The following is an 18,530-nucleotide window of genomic DNA, read 5'->3' as shown; positions in this document are numbered from 1 at the left end:
GTTTGGCGCTCAATTCACGCGCTCCACAATGTACCGGGCCAGGGCGCGCAGAAACTCGGCCTCCGCCCCCTTCAGCCCCACCAGGGCGGTGACGGCCTGGTCGGCCCGCTGGTTGGCCAGCTCGCGGCTCTTTTCCAGGCCAAGCAGCGAAGGATAGGTGGTCTTGCCCTGGCGCTCGTCGCTGCCGGCGGGCTTGCCCAGGGTTTTCGTGTCGCCCACCACGTCCAGAATGTCGTCGGCGATCTGGAAGGCCGCGCCCACGTTGATGCCGTAGTCGCGCGCGCGCCGCACAAAGGGCGGTTCGGCCCCGGCCAGCAGCGCGCCCGAAACGCAGGCGGCGGTGATGAGCGCGCCGGTCTTCATGGCGTGCATGCCGCGCAGCTCCTCGAAACTCACGCCGTCGCGGGCGGTGTATTCCATGTCCAGGGCCTGGCCGCCCACCATGCCGCCGGAGCCGGCGGCCGTGGCCACGGCCTGGGCGGCGCGCACCAGGCGCGGAGCGGGCACATTGCCCTCGTCCCCGCAGGAAAACATGAGGCAGAAGGCCTCGGTGAGCAGGCCGTCGCCCGCGAGGATGGCCGTGGCCTCGTCGAACTGCTTGTGATTGCTGGGCTTGCCGCGGCGCAGGTCGTCGTCGTCCATGGCGGGCAGGTCGTCGTGGATGAGCGAATAGGTGTGGATGAGCTCAAGCGCGGCGGCAAAGGGCATGATCTTGGCGCCCTGCGCGCCGAAAAGCCGGGCGAAGGTGAGCACAAGGGCGGGCCGCAGGCGCTTGCCGCCGGCCATGAGGCTGTACTCCATGCTGGCGAGCAGCCGCTCGGGAATGTCGCGCGCGCGCAGACAGTCGGCAAGATAGGCTTCCACCTCGGCGGCGCGTTTGGCCAGCTCGGCCTTGACGTTCAGGGTCATGCCTCGTCCTCCTCGGCAGAGGCCCCAGCAACGGCCCCGGGATTCTCCAGCATGGCGAACTCCTTCAAGAGCCCGTCCTGGGCGATCCTGACCTCGTTCTTGGCGGTCTCGAGCTGGCGGCCCAGCTCGGCGGAGAGGCCCAGCCCCTCCTTGTACAGGGCCAGCGACTGCTCCAGGGGCAGTTCTCCCCGCTCCAGGGCGTCCACCACGGATTTGAGGCGCTCCAGGCGCTTCTCGAAACTCTGTTTCTCCTTGGCCATGCTCACTCCGGCGGAGTATTCCGCGCATTATGGAAGGCATCATACAGAAAGAGCGGCGCGGGGTCCACCAGCCTGCCCAGGGCGGATGCCCCGAAGTGCAGGTGCGCGCGCGTGCTGCGGCCCGTGTCTCCGGCCAGCCCCAGCAGCTGCCCGCGGGCCACGCGGTCGCCCTGCCCCACCCGCAGCTCCGACATATGGAAATACATGGTGAACAAGCCCTGCCCGTGGTCCAGGTACACGCAGTTGCCCGCGTAATAAAAGTGCCCGGCCAGGGCCACCACGCCGTCCGCGGCCGCGGATACGGCATCACCGGTCTTGGCCTCCAGGTCAAGCCCCCTGTGGGGCGAGCGCGGCTGGCCGTTCAGCACACGGCCAAGCCCGTACTCGCTCGAAAGCTCCCCCGGCTGCACGGGGCGGGCGAAGGGCAGGCTCCACAGACGCTCGTCGCTCACGCGGGCCAGAACCGCCCGGACCTGCGCCCGCTCGCGGGCGATGCGCGGCAGCTCCGACTCCGGCGGGTTGACCATGGCCGGGTCCAGGTCCAGGCGCTCCACAGGATGCTTGACGCGCACAAGCTCCACGCTTGCCCGCAGGGTGGCGGTCTTGCCGGCCCCGTCGGCGTCGGCCTTCGTGGTCAGCCGCACCACCACGGTTTGGCGTCCGGGCCGGGCGTCCAGAATGTCCGCACCCAGCAGCACGGCGGCTTCCTGCCCAGCGCCTTGCCCATGCGCCTGTCCACGCTCCTGCCCTTTCTCTTTTCCGGGCACGGCGTTGCGCAGGGCCAGCGGCGTGCTCCGGCCCATGAAGGTCAGCTCGGCCTTGGCCACGGGCCGCGCCAGCACCAGCCGCACGAGAAACGGTTCGCCGATGCCCGCGCGCTGCGGACACAGCAGCCGCGCCCCGGAGATTTCAGCCCCGGTGGTCGAAACGCCCGCGCCCTTGGCCCGGTGCCGGGCCGCCTGGGCAGCCTGGGCCGGGCACAGCGCCAGCAGCAGACAGACCAGGGCGAGGCTCAAGACAGAGATGCGCGGCGCGGAATCCCCCGGCGCGCGAAAGAAAAACCGCCGCGTCATGGCTGCTCCTCCGGGGCGGCGTCAGAAATGGCGTTGCGCGGGGCATCGGGCCGCGCCGCCACAATGGCCGGAATTTCGCCATCGCCCGTGCGCACGGCCAGACGGTCGCCCGGCGCAACGTCGCCCACCGAGCGCAGCAGACGCCCCGGCTGGCCCTTCTTGTTCACCAGACGCACCAGACTGTACCCGCGCCCGAGCGGCGCTTCGGGATCAAGCCCGGCAAGGCGCGCGGCCAACAGCTCGCTGCGGCGCGAGGCCTCGGCCAGGCGCAGGTTGAGCGCCAACCCCAGGCGCTCGGAAAGGGCCAGGGCCTGCGCCTCGCGCGCGGCCACCGCCTGGGGGCCGAAGGCGCGCAGCAGGTCGCGCCCGGCCTGGGCCGCCTTGGCGCGGCGGTCGGCCAGCAGGCGCTCTCCGCCCGCCAAAAGCCGCCGCGAAATATCCCGCCAGCCCTGCTCCAGCCGCTCCAGCCGCCGGGCCGGGGAAAGCCACGCCAGCCCGCGCGCAAGCTCCGCAAGGCCGCGCTCCCGGCGCTCCATGCCCGCGGCGAAGGCCCGGCGCAGGTCCGCCTCCAGGCCGTCCACGGTCTGCATGAGGTCGGCGCGCAGCGGCCACAGGCCCGTGGCCACGGCCGAAGGCGTGGAGAAGCGCCGGTCGGCCACGTAGTCGGCAATGGTCACGTCCGGCTCGTGCCCCACGCCGGTGACCACGGGAATGCTCGAGCGGGCCATGGCCTCGGCCACCACTTCGGTGTTGAAGGCCCAGAGGTCCTCCAGGCTGCCGCCGCCGCGCACAAGGGCGATGACCTCGGCCCAGCCCTGCTTGTTCACGGCGTCGAGGGCGGCGGCGATCTGCGCCGGGGCGGCCTCGCCCTGCACCAGCGCGGGGTGGATGCGCAGCTGCGCGCCCGTGCCCCGCGTGGCGGCCAAACGCAGAAAGTCGCGCACGGCCGCGCCCTGGGGCGAGGTGATGACCGCCACCCGCGCGGGATTGGACGGCACGCGCATCTTGCGCGCCTCGTCGAAAAGCCCCTGGTCCGCCAGCTTGCGCTTAAGGGCCTCAAAGGCCAGGGCCAGGTCGCTGACGCCGCTTTGCTGCACCAGCTCGGCGATGAGCTGGTAGTTGCCGCGCGGGGCGTAGACGGAAATCCGCCCGGCCACCAGCACCTCCTGGCCGTCGGCCAGGCTGGCGGCCACGTCGCGGCCGGGCTCCAGCACCTCGCCGGTCAGGGGATCGACGCCGGTTTTGCCGCCGCGCCCCTGCCCGCCCTTGAACCAGACCACGGCCAGGGAGGCGTCCGCATCGGACAAGGTGAAATAGATGTGCCCAGAGGAGGGCCGGGCGAGGTTCGTCACCTGGCCGCGCACCCAGATGAAGGCGAACTCCGCCTCCAGCACGTCCGTGAGGGCGCGGGTGAGTTCGGCGACGGTGAGGATGTGCGACACGGGCTCTCCGCTAGTTGGCGGCCACTGCCGCGCCCGCGCCGATCATGGCCGCGCCCGCGCTCCGGGTGGCCAGCTTCCACACCCGGGTGGAGCGCGCCAGATTGCGCCCGCGCGAGGCCAGCCAGGCGTACCCGGCGATGACCGCGTACACGGTGGACAGGATGATGGCGGCCACCAGGACCACGTCCAGGGCCGAAAGGGAATGCAGGTCCACAAAACCGGGCAAAAAGCCGCAGTAAAAGGCGATGACCTTGGGATTGCCCACGCTGACGCAGAAGCCGCCCGCAAAGGTGCGCGCCAGGGACTTGGCCGTGATGGGCTGCGGCGCGGCGGCCTGCGCGGGAGGCTTGGCCAGCAGGCAGCGCAGGCCGAGATAGACGAGATAGCCCGCGCCCGCCCACTTGAGGATGACGAAGGCCCCGCCCAGCTGCTGGGCCACCCAGCCCATGCCGAAAAGCGCCAGGAGCAGGTAGGCGGCGTCGCCCAGCACCAGTCCCGCGCTCCACAAAAGCGCCTGCTTGAGCCCGCGCCCCATGGACTGCGCGACCACGGCGGTGACGCCGGGGCCGGGGATGGCCGCGAAGACGAAGGTGGCGATGGTCAGGGCGAACGCGCCGTGCACAGTCATGAGCGGATCCTCGCGTGCGTGGATGGTTTCCCCGGCGTTGGCCGGGCGCGGAACCCGGGGCTCCGCCAATGGGCCGTATACTCCGAAACATTCCGGCTGTCCAAGCCGCTGCGGCGTTTCAAACATGCGGGTGCGAACGCGCGGCCGGATGCCGCGCCCGGCGAATAGCGCTGGCAAGGCCGGGTGCTTTTCCGCTACAAGAGGCCATGCGCTCCCTCCGCACCCCCTTCCGCCCGCCCCTGCGCAACAAAGCGCGCAGCCCTTCGCGCCCTCCCGTGCGGCGTCCGGCGCGGACGGGCCAGGCTGGCGTCCAGGTCGGCGCCCAGGTTGGCTCACAGGCTGGCGTCCAGGTCGGCGTGCAGGCTGGCGATCAAGTTGACGGGCGCATTGGCGCGCAAAGCCCTGCGCAGAATGAAAGACAAAACCATCCGCCGACCGCTGCGCAGAACGCCGCGCAGACCACTTTCCAGACCAATGCGCCAAGCGCCGCAGACATCGCCGCAGCAAGCGTCACAACAAGCGCAACAGCGGGAAACACTCCGATGGAACGGGCCACCGCTTCGCCGCCGGGCTCTCCCGCGTCCCAGGCGACAGCGCGCGCAACCGCAAGCAGACCTTCTGCCGCGTCCCCCGCGCCAGCCGCGGCAAACGCACCCACGCCCACGCCATCCGGCGCAGCCACCCCACCCTTGGCCGGAACCGCCATGGCCGCGGACAAGCCGCGCCCGGCCCATGCGCCCTGGCCGGATCTTTCCCCGCTCATCGACGGCCGCCCGCCAGGACGGCTTTCGCAGCGGCAAATGCAGCTGTGGAGCCTGGTGCTGCGGGCGCGCCGCGTGCCGCACAGGGTGCGCTCGCTGCCCAGCGGCTACACCGTGCAGGTGCCGCCGCGCTTCGTCCGGCAGGCCGTGGACGAGATTCTGCTCTACCAGCAGGAGAACGTGAGCCCGCACCCGTCCATCCCCCTGCCGCCCGCGCAGGAGCGCGCCCGGGCCACGGTGGCGGGCATGCTGGCCCTGTGCGCGTTCTTCGCCATCGCCCACCGGCCCTGGCCGGGCCTGGGCTGGTACCCGCAGTACTGGCACGCCGTCGGCGTGGCCGACGCCGCGGGCATCATGCAGGGCCAGGTCTGGCGCGTGTTCACGGCCCTCACCCTGCACGCGGATCCGGCGCACATCGCCAGCAACGCCGTGGTGGGCGGGGCCTTCCTCATCCTGCTTTCCCGGCGCGTGGGCTCCGGCACGGCCTGGCTGGCCGCCATCCTGGCCGGAGCGCTGGGCAACGGCGTCAACGCCCTGGTGCACGCCGCCCTGGCCGGACCGGCGCATCTTTCCCTCGGCTTCTCCACCGCCGTGTTCGGCGCGGCGGGCGCGCTGGCCGGGCTCAAGGCCGCCGGGGGCGAGGGGGATTTCCGGGCCGGAACGCAAAGCGCGGGCCAGGGCTGGCTGCCGCCCGTGGCCGCGGCGCTGGCCCTGGTGGCCACCCTGGGCACCGCGGGCGAGGACACGGACCTGGGCGCGCATTTCTTCGGGCTCTTCGCCGGATTGGCGCTGGGCGGCGCGCTGGGCTGGGCTGCGGCGCGCAAGGGGCTGCCGCACGAGTGGGCGGGCGGGCGCTTCAATATCACGGCGGGCGCGCTGGCCGGACTGCTGCTCGCCGGGGCCTGGGCCTGGGGCTGGATCTTCGGCTGGCCCGCGCCCATGCGCTGAGGACCGGGCAGCTTTCAACGCGGCCGGGTTCTCGGCCAAGCACCGCGCGCAGGTCTCGACAGAAGCAATCCCAGGATACCGGGAGCGCGTGGGGCTGAAGGAACAGCAAGAAGAGGTCCAGACCCCTGCCTTTCAATCAAGATCAAGCCTGTACGCCGGGGACACGGCATCGCCCTGCCCGCGGACCCGGCAAGCCGCGTCTGCGCGCGCGAGCAACAACGCCTGGAGCGCTTCCTTTCATGAGACGGCGGCGCTGCGGCATCCGGCCACGCCCACGGCCGCAGACAGGCCCTAGCCTTCCGAGGTCACGCAGCGGGCGAAGAACTCGCAGGTCGTATCCTGCCACCACACGAAGCCGTGCTCCGCGTCCACGTACCACGCGGCGGTGAAGGACTTTTCGTCCGCGCTCCACAAGCGGCGCTGCGCGGGCGAAAACACGGGCGCCTGGCACATGCGCAGCGGGTCCGCCTGGGACAGCAGCAGGGTGCACAGCTCGTCCACCGTGGGCAAGCGCCAGCCGCCGCGCCCGGCGAAGCGCTCGGCCGCGAGCCTCTCGGCGTAGGCGCGCGCCCCGGCAAGGGTCACGGCATAGGGGCTGCCGCCGCGCTCCCACACGCGGCCCGTGACCTTGTCGCGCACGGTTTCCGCGTCAAGGGCGCAAAAACGCCCGGGAATGGAGAACTCCGGCTCCCACAAGACGCCCAGGTCGAAGCGGTCGCGCGCGCCGCGCAAAGGCTGGCGCACGGGCTGGCCGCGCAGGGCCATTCCACACGGAGCGGCAAGCCCGGCGTCCACGATGGGGGATGCGCCCGGCTCGGGCGGCAGGGCGCAGATGGCAGCGCGCAGACCGCGCCAGTGGTCGGCCAGTTCCGCCAGCTCCGCCGAGAGCGCCCGGGCCGAGGACGGCCGCCGCGCCGGGTCCTCGTGGCAGCAGCGGACGAAAAAGGCATCGAAGCGGGCGTCCAGTCCCGGGCGCAGGGCGCTGGCGGGCCGGCCTTCCTGGGGCAGGCGGCCGGTGAGGCAGCGGAACAGCGTCACCCCGGCGGAAAACACGTCGGCGCGCTCATCCGCGCTGTCCGGGTCGGCCTCCTGCTCCGGCGCGGCGTAATAGGGCGAGCCCACCACAGCGCCGCGCGGACGCCCGGCCTCCACCTCGCCCCGCAGGCGCGAGAGCCCGAAGTCGATGAGTTTCACCTCGTCGCCGGGGCAAAGGGCCTCGACGTCCGGTGCAGCGCCGGGCCAGGCCGGCGGGTTGTCCGCGAGCATCATGTTGAAGGGCTTCACGTCGCGGTGGATGATGCCCTCGTGGTGCAGCCGGGCCAGCGCGCCGGCCAGCTGCTGCGCAAGGGCGAGGGAACGCTCCACGCCAAGCCTGCGCGTGGGCTCCTCCACACGGTAGCTCTCGCCCAATTCCGCGCCCAGGTTGTTGCAGTAATATTCCATGACGAAGAAGGGACGGCCCGTGGCGTCCTCGTCCACGTCAAGCACCTGGGCCACGCCCGGATGCCGGATGCCCGCCATAAGCGCGGCCTCGCGGAAGAAGCCCTTGCGCAGGGCCTCGGCATCGGCCACGGCGGCCAGCATTTCCGAGGGGGCGAGCAGCTTGAGCGCCACCACGCGGCCCGCGCGGGGCATGGCGGCCTTGTAGACCGCGCCCATGCCCCCGCGTCCGAGCAGGCCGAGAATGGCGTAGCGTCCGATGGCGCGCATGCTCCCCCCGGCCTAGACTTTGTGGTGGCCCACGCACTGGGCCATGATCACCCGCTGGTTGGCGGCCAGGCCCAGGGCCTTGGAGAGCGCGGGCACGTCGATGCCCGTGCGGGCCACGCTGGCCAGCCCCGCTGCGGCGCAGAACAGGTACACGTTCTGGCTGATGAAGCCGGTGTCGAGCCCGGCGGTAATGAGCTTCTCCTCGTTGGTGTCGCCCGCCACGCGGTCCATGTCGGCCACGTAGACGAGGTTCACCGGGGCGGTGCCCACGTAGGACTGCGTTCCCGTGAGGGCGCGCAGGTCCCGGTCGGACTTGCGGCGCAGGGCCGCGGCCGGAGCGTCGTAGGCGAACACGCCGTCCTTGCGCGTCACCAGCACCTCGATCTCCTGGCGGTTGCGGGCCGAGGGCGCGGTGCGGCGGCCGTCGGGCCGGTTCACGCCGCAGGCGGCCCACAAGAGCTCCAGCAGCAGCGCCTCGTCCAGCGGAGCGTCCGCATAGCCGCGCAGACTCTGGCGGGCGCGCAACGCGTCCTCAAGGCCCTTGCCCTTCAGGCTCGGGGCCCCCTTGGCCTGCGGCGCGGCGGCCAGGGCCGCGCCGGCGACGCCCATTCCTGCCAGGCCAGCGGCCAACACTCCGGCGGTGCACATGAATTTGCGGCGATCCATAGAAGCCTCCACGAAAGTTTTCGTCACGGATTGCGGTTCGCAAGAACGTTTTGAAGCACGCGGCGCGCCGCGCCCCCAAGAGCGCCTCCAACGTGGGGCATATGTACACCCTCGCGCCGCCGACCGCCAGAGTCCAGGCAGAACCTGCCGGGCCACGGGAGGCCGCGCCGGTCCATCACAGGTCTAGCACCGGTCCGCCGGAGAAGATCCCCGCAGGCCAGAAAAAAGCCGCCCCCCGCGTGATGCGGAAGGCGGCCCATGAGGCGGATATGCGGCCGGAGCTAGAAGCGGTTCTCCAAAAGCTCCACCAGCGACTGCTCCAGCGCGGTGCGGCACACGTCCGCCGGGCAGTTGGGCACGGCCTGGCAGTCCTCCGTGGCGGCGCGGCTGACGAAAATCTCACGCTTGGGGCCTGCGGCAGCGGGGCTCAGCACCACCAGCACGCGGCCTTGGCAAAAGTCCGGCGTGACGGAGCCGTAAGGCGTGCCGCCATGAAAGGCCTGCGTGGAGCGCCCGATGCCGCGCTCGTTGCGGCGCAGCTGCATGGAGTCGCGCAGGTCCTGGGTCTCGCGGCTGCCCGTGCCCAGGCCCTTGTCCGGCAGCCAGTAGTAGGCCTGCTCGGTGTAGGCGGAGCCGACCACGCTGGCGGGAACGCGCAGTTCCTCGGCCATGATGCCCATGTCGGCGGCGCGCATGTTGCCGCACAGCAGGTGCACCTCAAGATTGTAGCGCGCGGGGCCGCTGGTGCGCAGCGTGTAGCCCTTGGGGCCCAGGGTGCGCGTCACAAAGCCCTTCAGGGAGGGGTCGTCGGCCACCACAAGCTGGGGGTGCCCCTTGGCGTCCAGATCGTAGAGATTGACGCGCAGGGTGTAGTCGCCCGCGGCGCGGCCGAACTCGCTCAAACCCCGCACCGCGAGGTTGGGATCGCGCGGGGCGCAACCGCCAAGCGCCGCAAGCGCCGCCAAAACGACCAGGATGACCATCCGCTGCATTGTAGTTGCTCCTTGCATGAAATGCCTGCGGCAAGACGCCGCTTCAATCCGATAGCCCATAGGCCCGCCCCCGGCAAGCCCTAAGCACGCGCCCAAGCCCAGGCGGGTCTTGCCAGTTTTCGCGCCTGCGGGTAGTAATCCGCCAGCGGAGGCCCCATGTCCCTATTCTCCCTGCGCGCCAAAGGCCCCCTGGAGGGCTTGCTGCGCTTCGCCGGACTGCTTGTCGTGGTGGGGCTCATGGTGCTGGGCTTTTGGAAAAACAGCGAGCGCAACATGGAGCGCATCAACGAGCGCGCCAGCGCCCGCGCCGGCCTGTCCGACGAGGTGAAGGGGCTTTCCGACGCCGAGCGCGCGCACGTGGCCGCCTTCATCACCACCCTGCGCCAGACCTATGGCGTGGAGGCGCGGGTGCAGGTGGCCAAGGCGAGCCCCACGCCGCCGGAGCCCGACGGCAAGACCCTGTACTTGGGCCTGGGCCTGGAGGACAAGACCGCCGTGGTCCAGCTGCCGCCGCTCATGGCCCGCTCCCTTGGGCCGGACTTTGCCCGCAGCCTGGAACGGGAGCACTTTCCCTTCCACTTCGGCCCCGGCAAAAGCTGGCAAAAGGGGCTGCTCGCGGCCCTGGACCTCATCGAGAGCCGCCTGGCGGCCCTGGGCGCGGAGCAGAATGCCGGCCGGCAATCCGAGGGGTCCGTCGGCCAGACTGCCGGGCAGACCGTCAAACCGGCAGCCGATCAGACAACCAATCGGGCAGTCAAGCAGGCCGTCAAGCAGCCAGCCGGCCAGACCGTTGACCAGGCTTCCCCAATAACGCAGCAACAAGCGCAGCCCGCCCCCGCATCCGCAGGGCGAAAGGGCGCGGACAAGGAAACGAAGTGAGCGAAGAACTCCCCCGCGTGACCCTCTACACGGACGGCTCCTGCCTGGGCAATCCCGGTCCCGGCGGCTACGGCGCCGTGCTGCTGGCCGGACCGCACCGCCTGGAGCTCTCCCAGGGCTATTCCGGCACCACCAACAACCGCATGGAGATCATGGGGGTCATCGCCGGGCTGGAGGCCCTCAAGACCAAGAGCGCGGTGGAGATCATCACGGACTCGCAGTACGTGAAAAAGGCCTTTACCGACCGCTGGCTCGTGGGCTGGCAGAAGAACGGCTGGAAGACCGCGGCCAAGCAGCCGGTCAAGAATCAGGATTTGTGGAAGCGGCTGGTGCCGCTCATCGCCGCCCATGAGGTGAGCTGGCGCTGGGTGCGCGGCCACTGCGGCACCCCGGAAAACGAGCGTTGCGACGTGCTGGCGCGCACCGCCGCCTCTGGCCGCAACCTGCCCCCGGACACGCAGCAGCCCTAGGCCCCGGCCATGGGCGGCCCGACCTCCGCGCCCCACTCCCAGCGCTTGCGCAGCAAAAGCTTGTACGACCGGCCGCCGTGGACCATCTCGGCCAGGGCGGCGGGAGCGCTTTGCACAAAGCCCTTGATGGGCGCGGCCCCAAGGTGGCGCATGGCCCAGAACAGCCCCCAGCGCAGGCGGTTGGACCAGCGTATTTCCGGCCGCACGCTGCGGTCGAGCAACGCCGCATACTCCCGCGCGGCCAGGGCGCCCGCGTCGCCGCTTGCGGCCGCAAGTGCCCGGCAGGCCGCCGTGCCCGCGTGGGCTCCGGTGGCCAGGGCATAGAAGATGCCCTCGCCGAACAGCGGCTCCACAAAGCCCCCGGCATCGCCCGCCAGCAAAAGCCGCCCGCCGCAGGGCCGGGCCAGGGCGTTGCCATAGGGCAGCGGGTGCCCGCGCAGCGGCACGCTCTCCGGCTTCTTCACCCCCAGCAGGCCCAAATAGTCGTGGAAGATCGCGCCGAAGTCGCGCTCGGCGTGGCGCAGGCCGCAAATACCCACCTTGGGTCCGCGCGGACCGGGGAACACCCAGCCGTAGCCCGCGCTGGGCGCGCCCACGTGCAGCTCCGGCACGCGCACCTCGCGCGGGAACCGGCCCGGCCCCTCGCCCACGGGCAGTTCCACCTCGATGGCCGCGGCCAGATCGCGCCGCCAGGCCAAGCGGTCGACGTTGAGCGCCCGGCGGGTGACGGAGTTGGCGCCGTCCGCGCCGATGACGAGCCGGGCCTGCAGGGTCTCGCCGTCGCGGAAGGTCAGAGTTCCGGCCGCCGCGTCGCAGGAGGCCACCTCGCGCCCGGGCAGAAGCTCGGCCCCGCGCGCCACGGCGCTGGCGCACAAGAGCGCGTCGAAGGCCGGGCGGTCGATGAAGCGGAAGGGCTCCGCCGCCGCGCCGCGGGCCAGCTCGCGCCCCTGGTGATAGAAAAGATATTCCGGGGTCTGGTGGAACAACCCGCCCTTTGCGGCCAGGTCGGCCTCGGCAAGGCCGAAGACGCGGGCCAGGGCCTGCATGGTCTTGGCCGTCAGCAGCCCGCCGCACAGCTTGGGCCTGGGGTGCTCCGCGCGGTCCGCAAGGCCAACGCGAAAGCCCCGCCCGGCAAGCACAGCCGCCGCCGCGCAGCCCGCCGGCCCCGCTCCGGCCACCAGCACGTCATAGACCTTGACCACAGCCCCCTCCATCCGTCACATTGCCCTGTCCGTGTAGCGCGCCAAGGCCGCGCGGGCAAGACCCCTTTCCCCCGAGGTGACCATGTCCGCGTCCGCTCCCTGCTTTCAGGCCCTGCTTTTCGATTTCGACGGCACCCTCTCGCGCCTGACCATCGACTTCACCCGTCTGCGCCGCAAGATCACCGCCCTGGCCGAGGCCTTTCTCGGCGAGGAGCCGGAGCCCTCCGAGCTGCCGGTGCTGGAGTGGATCGACGAGCTGGCCGCGGAGATCAGCGGGTTCGACGACGACCTGGGCCGCCAGTTCCACACGCGCGGTCGCCTGGTCATTCAGGCCACGGAGCTGGACGCCGCCCGCGAGGCCGAGCTGTTTCCCTTCACGCGGCCCATGCTGGCGGCCCTGCGCCAGGGCGGCGTCAAAACCGGCATCCTCACGCGCAACTCCACGGCCGCGGTCAAGTCCGTGTTCCCGGACGTGGCCCGCTGCTGCGACGCCTTCATGGCCCGCGAGGACACCCCCCGCGTGAAGCCCCACCCGGACCACGCCCTGGCCCTTTTGGCGCGCCTCGGCGTCGCCCCGGGCGCGGCGCTCTTGGTGGGCGACCATCCCATCGACATAGAGACCGCCCGGCGCGCGGGCGTTTATGCCGCCGCCGTGCAAAGCGGCCACGCCACCCGCGAGGCCCTGGCCGAGGCCAACCCGGACTACCTGGCCCAGGACTGCCCTGCCCTGCTCGACCAGCTGCGGGCCGCGGGAGGCTTGCCTTTCTAAGGCGACTACGTATATCCGAAAGGAAAGGTGGTCGTTTCGATGCAGCAACGGGTAAAACGTCGGGAGCTCAGACCGGGCATGTTCGTGGTCAGCCACGGCCTGGGCACCTTCGACAAGCCCCTGGTGCGCGTGGGCAAGCCCATTGCGACGCAGGCGGACATCGCCCTGCTGGTTCCGGCCGATGTCGACGACGTGCTCATCGACCTTGGCCAGAGCAGCACAGCAGACCAGGCCGCCCCCGCCGGCGCGGCCAAGGCAACCACCCTGGGCGGCGAGCTGCCCGTGGCCCGCAAGCTCTACGCCGACGCGCTGACCCACGCCCGCGGCTTCATGGACGACGTGCGCCAGGGCACGGACATAGACTGCCGCGCCGCCATTCCCCTGGTGGAAAACTTCATCGAAAGCGTGTTCCGCAACGAAAGCGCCGCCGTGACGCTGTTCAAGCTGCACGGCTTCGACGAATACACCTACACCCATTCCATCAACGTCAGCCTGCTGGCCGTCATTCTGGGCAAGCACCTGGGGCTCGACAAGGCCACGCTCCTGCAGCTGGGCCTTGCGGGCATGTACCACGACGTGGGCAAGGCCCGCATTCCGGAAGAGATCTTGAACAAGCCCGGCGAGCTGACCCACGGCGAGTTCCAGATCATGAAGTCGCACACGCTCGAGGGCTACAAGATCATGGCCGCCCAGCCGGACCTGAACCCGGAGATACTGCGCGCCGTGGTGGAGCACCACGAACGCCACGACGGCTCCGGCTATCCGCGCGGGCTCACGGGCGAGCAGATCGGGCGCTTCTCGCGCATCATCAGCGTGGTGGACGTGTACGACGCGCTCACCAGCAGGCGCGTGTACAAGAGCGCCATGGCCCCGGCCAAGGCCCTGGGCATGATGTACCAGTGGCGCGAAAAGGACTTTCCCCACCAGGCGATAGAGAACTTCATCCGCTGCATCGGCGTGTTCCCCGTGGGCAGCTTCGTGCAGCTCTCGGGCGGAGAATACGGCATAGTGACCGGCGTGAACCCGCAAAAGCCCACCAGACCGCAGGTCAAGGTCATCATGGACGCCAAGATGCGGCCGCAGCTGCCGCGCAGCCTGGACCTTGCCGAAACAGCCGACGGACCCGGCGCCCAAGAGGTCGTCCAGGTGCTGAACCCGGCCGAATTCAAGATCGACCTCGAACCTTTTTTCCTCTCCTAGGCCCCATGCGGCAGCTTTTGCCGCGCCGACATCAGCTAACACATTGATATTCCTGCCTTGCGACTTTGGAACGGCTTTTGAATTGGAGCCGGTCAAAGGAGCATCCAATGCAGGAAGTTACCTCGACCACGAGCGACCTTGGCAACAGCTTTGACCAAATGCGCACCAGCGCGCTGGTGGACTTGTCCTCCCAGTCGCGCGCCTTTGCCGACTTCATGCGCCTCGGGTCACAGTCGAGCCAGAGTTCCAGTTCCGCCACCAGCACGGCGACGAACGCCGCGGCAAGCGCGGTCAATCCCGCCGCCACGGTTTCTGCGGCCGCGCCCATCGTCAACCCGGTCAACAACGTCATCCAGACCGCGCCGCTGAGCACGAGCACAAGCGCCGCCAGCACCGGCGCAAGCACCAGCACCACCAACAACGCCGCAGCCCCGGCGCTGCCGACCGTCGGCTCCGGCGTGCAGAATCTGTTCGCCCAAATAAATGGCGCCGCGAACACCGCGCCGGCGCAGCCCCTGGTGCAGAGCGACACCGCGAGCACCCTGGCCACCACGGTGAGCACCGCCGCCAGCACCACCCGCGTGGCCAGCAAGAGCGCCAGCAAAAGCACCAACAGCACCAAGAACACCCCGGTTTCGCGCACGGCCTTCGAGAAGTCCAAGGCGCTGCTGGCCAAGGCCGGGCTCTCCGACTCCGAGATTGAGGACCTGAGCGGCCGCGTCCAGGCGGGCACCCTGACCTGGGGCCAGCTGGCGCAGACCCTGGGCGCGCACACCGCGGGCGCCAAGAAGAACGTGGAGCTCTCCGCCAGCGAAACCGCCGACTTGCAGTCCATGTTCCAGAAGATGGGCTTTGCCGGCACCGACGCGAGCGCCATGGTCAAGTCCGTCGCCTCCGGCGATGGCCTGAAGGTGCTCTCGGCCATTCAGAACAAGCTTTCCGCCACCACCGACGACAGCACCCTCGGCTTCAACACGAGCGAGCTTGCCACATTCTTCAAGGCGCTGCGCGTGCCCGACGACACCGCGGCCAAGCTGAGCCAGAAGCTCGCCGGCGACACAGCCACCGCCGCCGACATGAAAAACGCCCTGGCCACCATCAGCCAGGCCATGCAGGAGCAGCGCACCAAGGCCAGCGCCACCGACACCGAGGTGGCCAAGGGCCTGGCCAAGATAATGGAGAAGGACGTGGCCAAGAGCGCCCGCGACACCACCTCCACCACCACGGCCGCCACCAGCAGCAGCTCCGGCCAGGTGCCCTACGACCTGAAGACCAAGGACAGGAACGACACCAGCTGGTTCAACGACCACGAAAAGACCCAGCAAAAGACCAGCGACGACGCCTGGAGCAAGTTCAACGGCAAGGTCCGCGCCGACGAATCCGGCCCGCAGCAGAACGGCACGAACGCCGGCAACGGAAGCAATGCCGGCACCGGCACCGGCACAAGCGCGGGTTCGACCGTCACCGGCCACACCCTTGCGCAGAACACCGGCAAGGAAAGCCTGGACGCGGCCATCAACCGCTCGGCCCAGGCCCTGGCCACGGCGCAAACCGCCACCGGCACCACGCAGACGGCCAAGGGTTTTGAGCAGGTCACCGCGCCCAAGGTGCTCGACCAGGTCACCCAGGCCATGCTGAAGGACCTGGGCCAGGGCCGCAAGCAGCTCACCGTTGAGCTCGACCCCGAAAACCTGGGCAAGGTGCAGGTGATGCTGCAGGTCAAGGGCAAGGAAGTCACCGCCGTCATCAGCGCCGAGGACTCCGGAACCGCGGCCATGCTGCAGTCCAACATGGAGGGTCTGCGCAAGAGCCTGGAGGACAAGGGGCTCACCGTGCAGAGCATGGAGGTGCAGACGGGCCTCGCCTCGCGGCAGGACCAGCAGACCGCCTTCAACGCGGAGCAGCACAACCAGCAGGCCCAGGAACAGCAGGAGATGTCGAGAATTTTCTCGCAAATGCGCATGATGCGCGCCGATTCGGGCGAAGTGGCCCTGGATATGCAAAATACGGACATGCAGGCAATTCTTGCCGACCAGGGTCTGCATCTCATCGCATAAGCAGGAGTACGGGACATGACCACCACAAGCTCGACGACCGGCACAAGCAGCACGACGGACAGCACCATCTCGACGACGCACAAGACGTCGCTCGACCAGGCTGACTTCATGACCATTCTGCTGGCGCAGCTGAAGTATCAGGACCCGAACAACCCCATGGACGACAAGGAAATGGCCTCGCAGCTGGTGCAGTACTCCAGCCTCGAAATGCTGACCAAGATCAACGAGAACCTGACGACGCTGGTTTCCGACAACAGCACCGACAACATCAAGTCCGGCGTCGACTACATCGGCAAGAGCATCAAGAGCACCGGCTACAACCTCACTGTCTCCAGCGGCACGGTGAGCACGCTTTACTACAGCCTTGGCGAATCCGTCACCAACGCCACGGCGAACATCTACGATTCCAACGGCGACATCGTCCGTTCGGTGGCCCTGGGCAGCAAGGGCAAGGGCGACTACTCCTTCGTCTGGGACGGCAAGGACACCGACGGCAACACCTGCACGGACGGCACTTACGGCATCATCATCAATGCAACGAACTCCGAAGGGACCAAGGTCGTCGTGCAGTCGCAGATCAGCGGCGTGGTCACCGGAGTCAAGAGTTCCAGCGGCACCGTGTACCTGGAGCTGGCCGACGGCCGCACCGTCGAGCTCGCCAACGTCACGGAGGTCGTCAACACGTCCACCACCAAGGACTCGACATCGGGCACAACATCCTAGCGCGGCAACCAGGCGAATTTCAGGTCGACTTTACGAAATAAGACAGGGGTTCAAGGAGGTCAGGCATGTCACTTCTTTCCGCAATGTACCAAGGCATTTCCGGTATGCAAGCCCATTCGACGGCCATATCCGTCATTGGCAACAATCTGGCGAACGTCAGCACCATCGGCTACAAGGGCTCCACATGCGCCTTCGCCGACCTGATCAGCCAGGACGTCACCACCTCGGCGGGCACGGCGCAGCTCGGGCTTGGCGTCCAGGTGGCCTCCATCTACGGCGACTTCGCCCAGGGCTCCATCGAGACGACCACCTCGGCCACCGACGTGGCCATCGGCGGCGCGGGCTACTTCTGCGTCAAGCCGGCCGAATCCGACGCGACCTATTACACCCGCGCGGGCAACTTCACCTTCAACAATGAAGGCTACCTGGTGGACACCAACGGCTACCGCGTGCAGGGCTGGGCCATGAAGAAGGCCGCCAGCACCTCTTCCACCACGACCACGGACTACCAGATTTACGGCACCGCAACGGACATCCAGGTGTCCAACTTCCAGTCTCCGGCCTCGGCCACCACCAAGGTCAGCCTCATCACCAACCTGAATCCCTCACAGACGACCCAGTGCAGCTCGAACGACGGCAACCCCTTCTTTTCCATGCTCGAAACATGGCAGGGCAACAAGACCACCCCGCTCGACAGCTCCAACTACGGCTACAGCGGCACGGTCAAGGTGTACGACGACACGGGCACCTCGCACACGCTCACGGTCTTTTACGACAAGGTGACCTTGAGCTCCAACGCCGGCAGCGACACCGTGTGGCAGTACACGGTCACCTGCAAGCCTTCGGAAGACGGGCGCACCATCGACGGCCAGAAGCTGGCCTCCACCAGCGCCGCAGGCCTGCTCATGACCGGCACCCTGACCTTCCGCTCCGGCGTGCTGGTGGGGCAAAGCGCCTACACCCTCAAGAGCAACGCCACCGGCGACCTGAAGAGTTTGAGCAACTGGACCCAGGCGGACTTCTCCAACAGCGGCCGGCCGGAGTTCACCGCAAACTTCACCAAGGCATCCAACGCCAGCAGCTCAACAGCGACCAACGCCCAGAACATCGAGCTTGACCTGGGCATGCGCAGCACCAGCAGGAGCTGGTCCGGCACAGCGAGCAACGCGAGCATGGTGGGCAACGCCATCAGCAACGCCAGCTACCTGTCGAGCATGGGCTCGCCGTCTGTCAGCGCCCTGGCGACCGAATCGTACAACACGGGCGGCAACTCCACCCTGTACCAGAGCCAGGACGGCTACACCGCCGGCTACCTGCAAAACGTCTCCATCGGCCAGGACGGCGTCATCACCGGCACCTTCTCCAATGGCCAGCAAATGGCGCTCTACTCGCTGGAGCTCGCCACATTCACCAACCAATGGGGTCTGCGGCGCGACGGCAGCAACCTCTTCAGCGCCACCCTCGACTCCGGCGACGCCCTCACCGGCACGGCCAACACGGCGGGCAAGGGCAAGATCACATCCAACGCCCTGGAAGCCTCCAACGTGGACATGGCCTCGGAATTCGTCGACCTCATCACCGCGCAGCGCGGCTTCGAGGCCAACTCCAAGGTCATCACCACGGCGGACACCCTGCTCAGCACCGTCATCTCCATGAAGCGTTAACAAGAGACCAAGAGCCTTCCCCCTGTTTGCCCCGTCCGGCCCGACCAGCCGGACGGGGCCTTTTTGCATGCGGAGAGAATTGCCGCCACGCCGCAACAGCCTCGAATCGCACGCGCATTCTGTTGCACATCACTGCGCCGGGCTGTGTCTGCACACGAAAAAACAGGCAAGAAAAAG

General features: G+C 69.0%; 17 protein-coding genes. 8 read left to right on the top strand and 9 right to left on the bottom strand.

The genetic code is table 11. From position 1 onward, the window contains the following. Window positions 1-9 precede the first annotated feature (9 nt). From ACYQ4W_RS00795 to ACYQ4W_RS00775, 5 genes are read right to left on the bottom strand one after another with little or no spacing between them, the layout of a single operon-like run. Complete coding sequence (locus tag ACYQ4W_RS00795) at window positions 10-909, bottom strand: polyprenyl synthetase family protein (RefSeq protein ID WP_459851733.1); 900 nt, start codon at window positions 907-909, stop codon at window positions 10-12. Then, window positions 906-1,169 carry an exodeoxyribonuclease VII small subunit gene (gene xseB, locus ACYQ4W_RS00790; RefSeq protein WP_459851731.1) on the bottom strand — a complete coding sequence of 88 codons (264 nt, stop codon included), beginning with the start codon at window positions 1,167-1,169 and terminating at the stop codon, window positions 906-908. The genes ACYQ4W_RS00795 and xseB overlap by 4 nt, the downstream gene beginning before the upstream one ends. A gap of 2 nt (window positions 1,170-1,171) precedes the next feature. Further along, window positions 1,172-2,242 (bottom strand): M23 family metallopeptidase, encoded by a 1,071-nt coding sequence (locus ACYQ4W_RS00785; protein WP_459851729.1) that lies wholly within the window; start codon window positions 2,240-2,242, stop codon window positions 1,172-1,174. Continuing rightward, complete coding sequence (gene xseA, locus ACYQ4W_RS00780; protein ID WP_459851726.1) at window positions 2,239-3,684, bottom strand: exodeoxyribonuclease VII large subunit; 1,446 nt, start codon at window positions 3,682-3,684, stop codon at window positions 2,239-2,241. The genes ACYQ4W_RS00785 and xseA overlap by 4 nt, the downstream gene beginning before the upstream one ends. Before the next feature lie 10 nt (window positions 3,685-3,694). Beyond that, on the bottom strand, window positions 3,695-4,312 hold the full coding sequence (locus ACYQ4W_RS00775; protein ID WP_459851724.1) for a LysE family translocator: 618 nt from the start codon (window positions 4,310-4,312) through the stop codon (window positions 3,695-3,697). A 704-nt stretch (window positions 4,313-5,016) separates the two neighbouring features. Between ACYQ4W_RS00775 and ACYQ4W_RS00770 the strand changes: the two genes are divergently transcribed. Then, window positions 5,017-6,021: a rhomboid family intramembrane serine protease gene (locus tag ACYQ4W_RS00770; protein WP_459851722.1), complete on the top strand. Its 1,005-nt coding sequence runs from the start codon at window positions 5,017-5,019 to the stop codon at window positions 6,019-6,021. Window positions 6,022-6,312: 291 nt separating this feature from the next. Here the strand turns inward: ACYQ4W_RS00770 and ACYQ4W_RS00765 are convergent, their stop codons facing one another. The 3 genes from ACYQ4W_RS00765 to ACYQ4W_RS00755 all read right to left on the bottom strand — a co-directional run bounded on the left by ACYQ4W_RS00765 (window position 6,313) and on the right by ACYQ4W_RS00755 (window position 9,389). Next, window positions 6,313-7,731, bottom strand: a complete 1,419-nt coding sequence (locus tag ACYQ4W_RS00765) for a protein kinase domain-containing protein (protein WP_459851720.1) — start codon at window positions 7,729-7,731, stop codon at window positions 6,313-6,315. 12 nt (window positions 7,732-7,743) lie between these two features. Beyond that, window positions 7,744-8,397 carry a nitroreductase family protein gene (locus ACYQ4W_RS00760; RefSeq protein WP_459851717.1) on the bottom strand — a complete coding sequence of 218 codons (654 nt, stop codon included), beginning with the start codon at window positions 8,395-8,397 and terminating at the stop codon, window positions 7,744-7,746. Window positions 8,398-8,678: 281 nt separating this feature from the next. Then, window positions 8,679-9,389, bottom strand: coding sequence for a hypothetical protein (locus ACYQ4W_RS00755; protein ID WP_459851715.1), 711 nt, complete (start codon window positions 9,387-9,389; stop codon window positions 8,679-8,681). A gap of 156 nt (window positions 9,390-9,545) precedes the next feature. Here ACYQ4W_RS00755 and ACYQ4W_RS00750 point away from each other — a divergent pair, with 156 nt between their 5' ends. Beyond that, window positions 9,546-10,268: a hypothetical protein gene (locus ACYQ4W_RS00750; protein WP_459851713.1), complete on the top strand. Its 723-nt coding sequence runs from the start codon at window positions 9,546-9,548 to the stop codon at window positions 10,266-10,268. Continuing rightward, the gene (gene rnhA, locus ACYQ4W_RS00745; RefSeq protein ID WP_459851711.1) at window positions 10,265-10,738 is read left to right on the top strand and encodes a ribonuclease HI; all 474 of its coding nucleotides are present in this window, start codon (window positions 10,265-10,267) and stop codon (window positions 10,736-10,738) included. The genes ACYQ4W_RS00750 and rnhA overlap by 4 nt, the downstream gene beginning before the upstream one ends. On the opposite strand, the gene ACYQ4W_RS00740 is transcribed toward rnhA, so the two are convergent. Beyond that, the gene (locus ACYQ4W_RS00740; protein ID WP_459851708.1) at window positions 10,735-11,940 is read right to left on the bottom strand and encodes a geranylgeranyl reductase family protein; all 1,206 of its coding nucleotides are present in this window, start codon (window positions 11,938-11,940) and stop codon (window positions 10,735-10,737) included. The genes rnhA and ACYQ4W_RS00740 overlap by 4 nt on opposite strands. Before the next feature lie 82 nt (window positions 11,941-12,022). On the opposite strand from ACYQ4W_RS00740, the gene ACYQ4W_RS00735 reads away from it, so the two are divergent. From ACYQ4W_RS00735 to ACYQ4W_RS00715, 5 genes are all read left to right on the top strand, one after another. After that, window positions 12,023-12,709 carry an HAD family hydrolase gene (locus ACYQ4W_RS00735; RefSeq protein WP_459851705.1) on the top strand — a complete coding sequence of 229 codons (687 nt, stop codon included), beginning with the start codon at window positions 12,023-12,025 and terminating at the stop codon, window positions 12,707-12,709. A 39-nt stretch (window positions 12,710-12,748) separates the two neighbouring features. Next, window positions 12,749-13,909, top strand: a complete 1,161-nt coding sequence (locus ACYQ4W_RS00730; RefSeq protein WP_459851703.1) for a cyclic di-GMP phosphodiesterase — start codon at window positions 12,749-12,751, stop codon at window positions 13,907-13,909. Between the two features lie 107 nt (window positions 13,910-14,016). Next, window positions 14,017-15,966 (top strand): flagellar hook-length control protein FliK, encoded by a 1,950-nt coding sequence (locus ACYQ4W_RS00725; RefSeq protein ID WP_459851701.1) that lies wholly within the window; start codon window positions 14,017-14,019, stop codon window positions 15,964-15,966. Between the two features lie 15 nt (window positions 15,967-15,981). Continuing rightward, window positions 15,982-16,689 carry a flagellar hook assembly protein FlgD gene (locus ACYQ4W_RS00720; RefSeq protein WP_459851699.1) on the top strand — a complete coding sequence of 236 codons (708 nt, stop codon included), beginning with the start codon at window positions 15,982-15,984 and terminating at the stop codon, window positions 16,687-16,689. 65 nt (window positions 16,690-16,754) lie between these two features. Next, window positions 16,755-18,353, top strand: coding sequence for a flagellar hook protein FlgE (locus ACYQ4W_RS00715; protein ID WP_459851697.1), 1,599 nt, complete (start codon window positions 16,755-16,757; stop codon window positions 18,351-18,353). The last annotated feature ends 177 nt before the right edge of the window (window positions 18,354-18,530 follow it).

This window comes from Humidesulfovibrio idahonensis (assembly GCF_054657715.1).
Note: the sequence above shows the minus strand (reverse complement) of the source record. Positions and strands in the feature narration are given on the sequence as shown.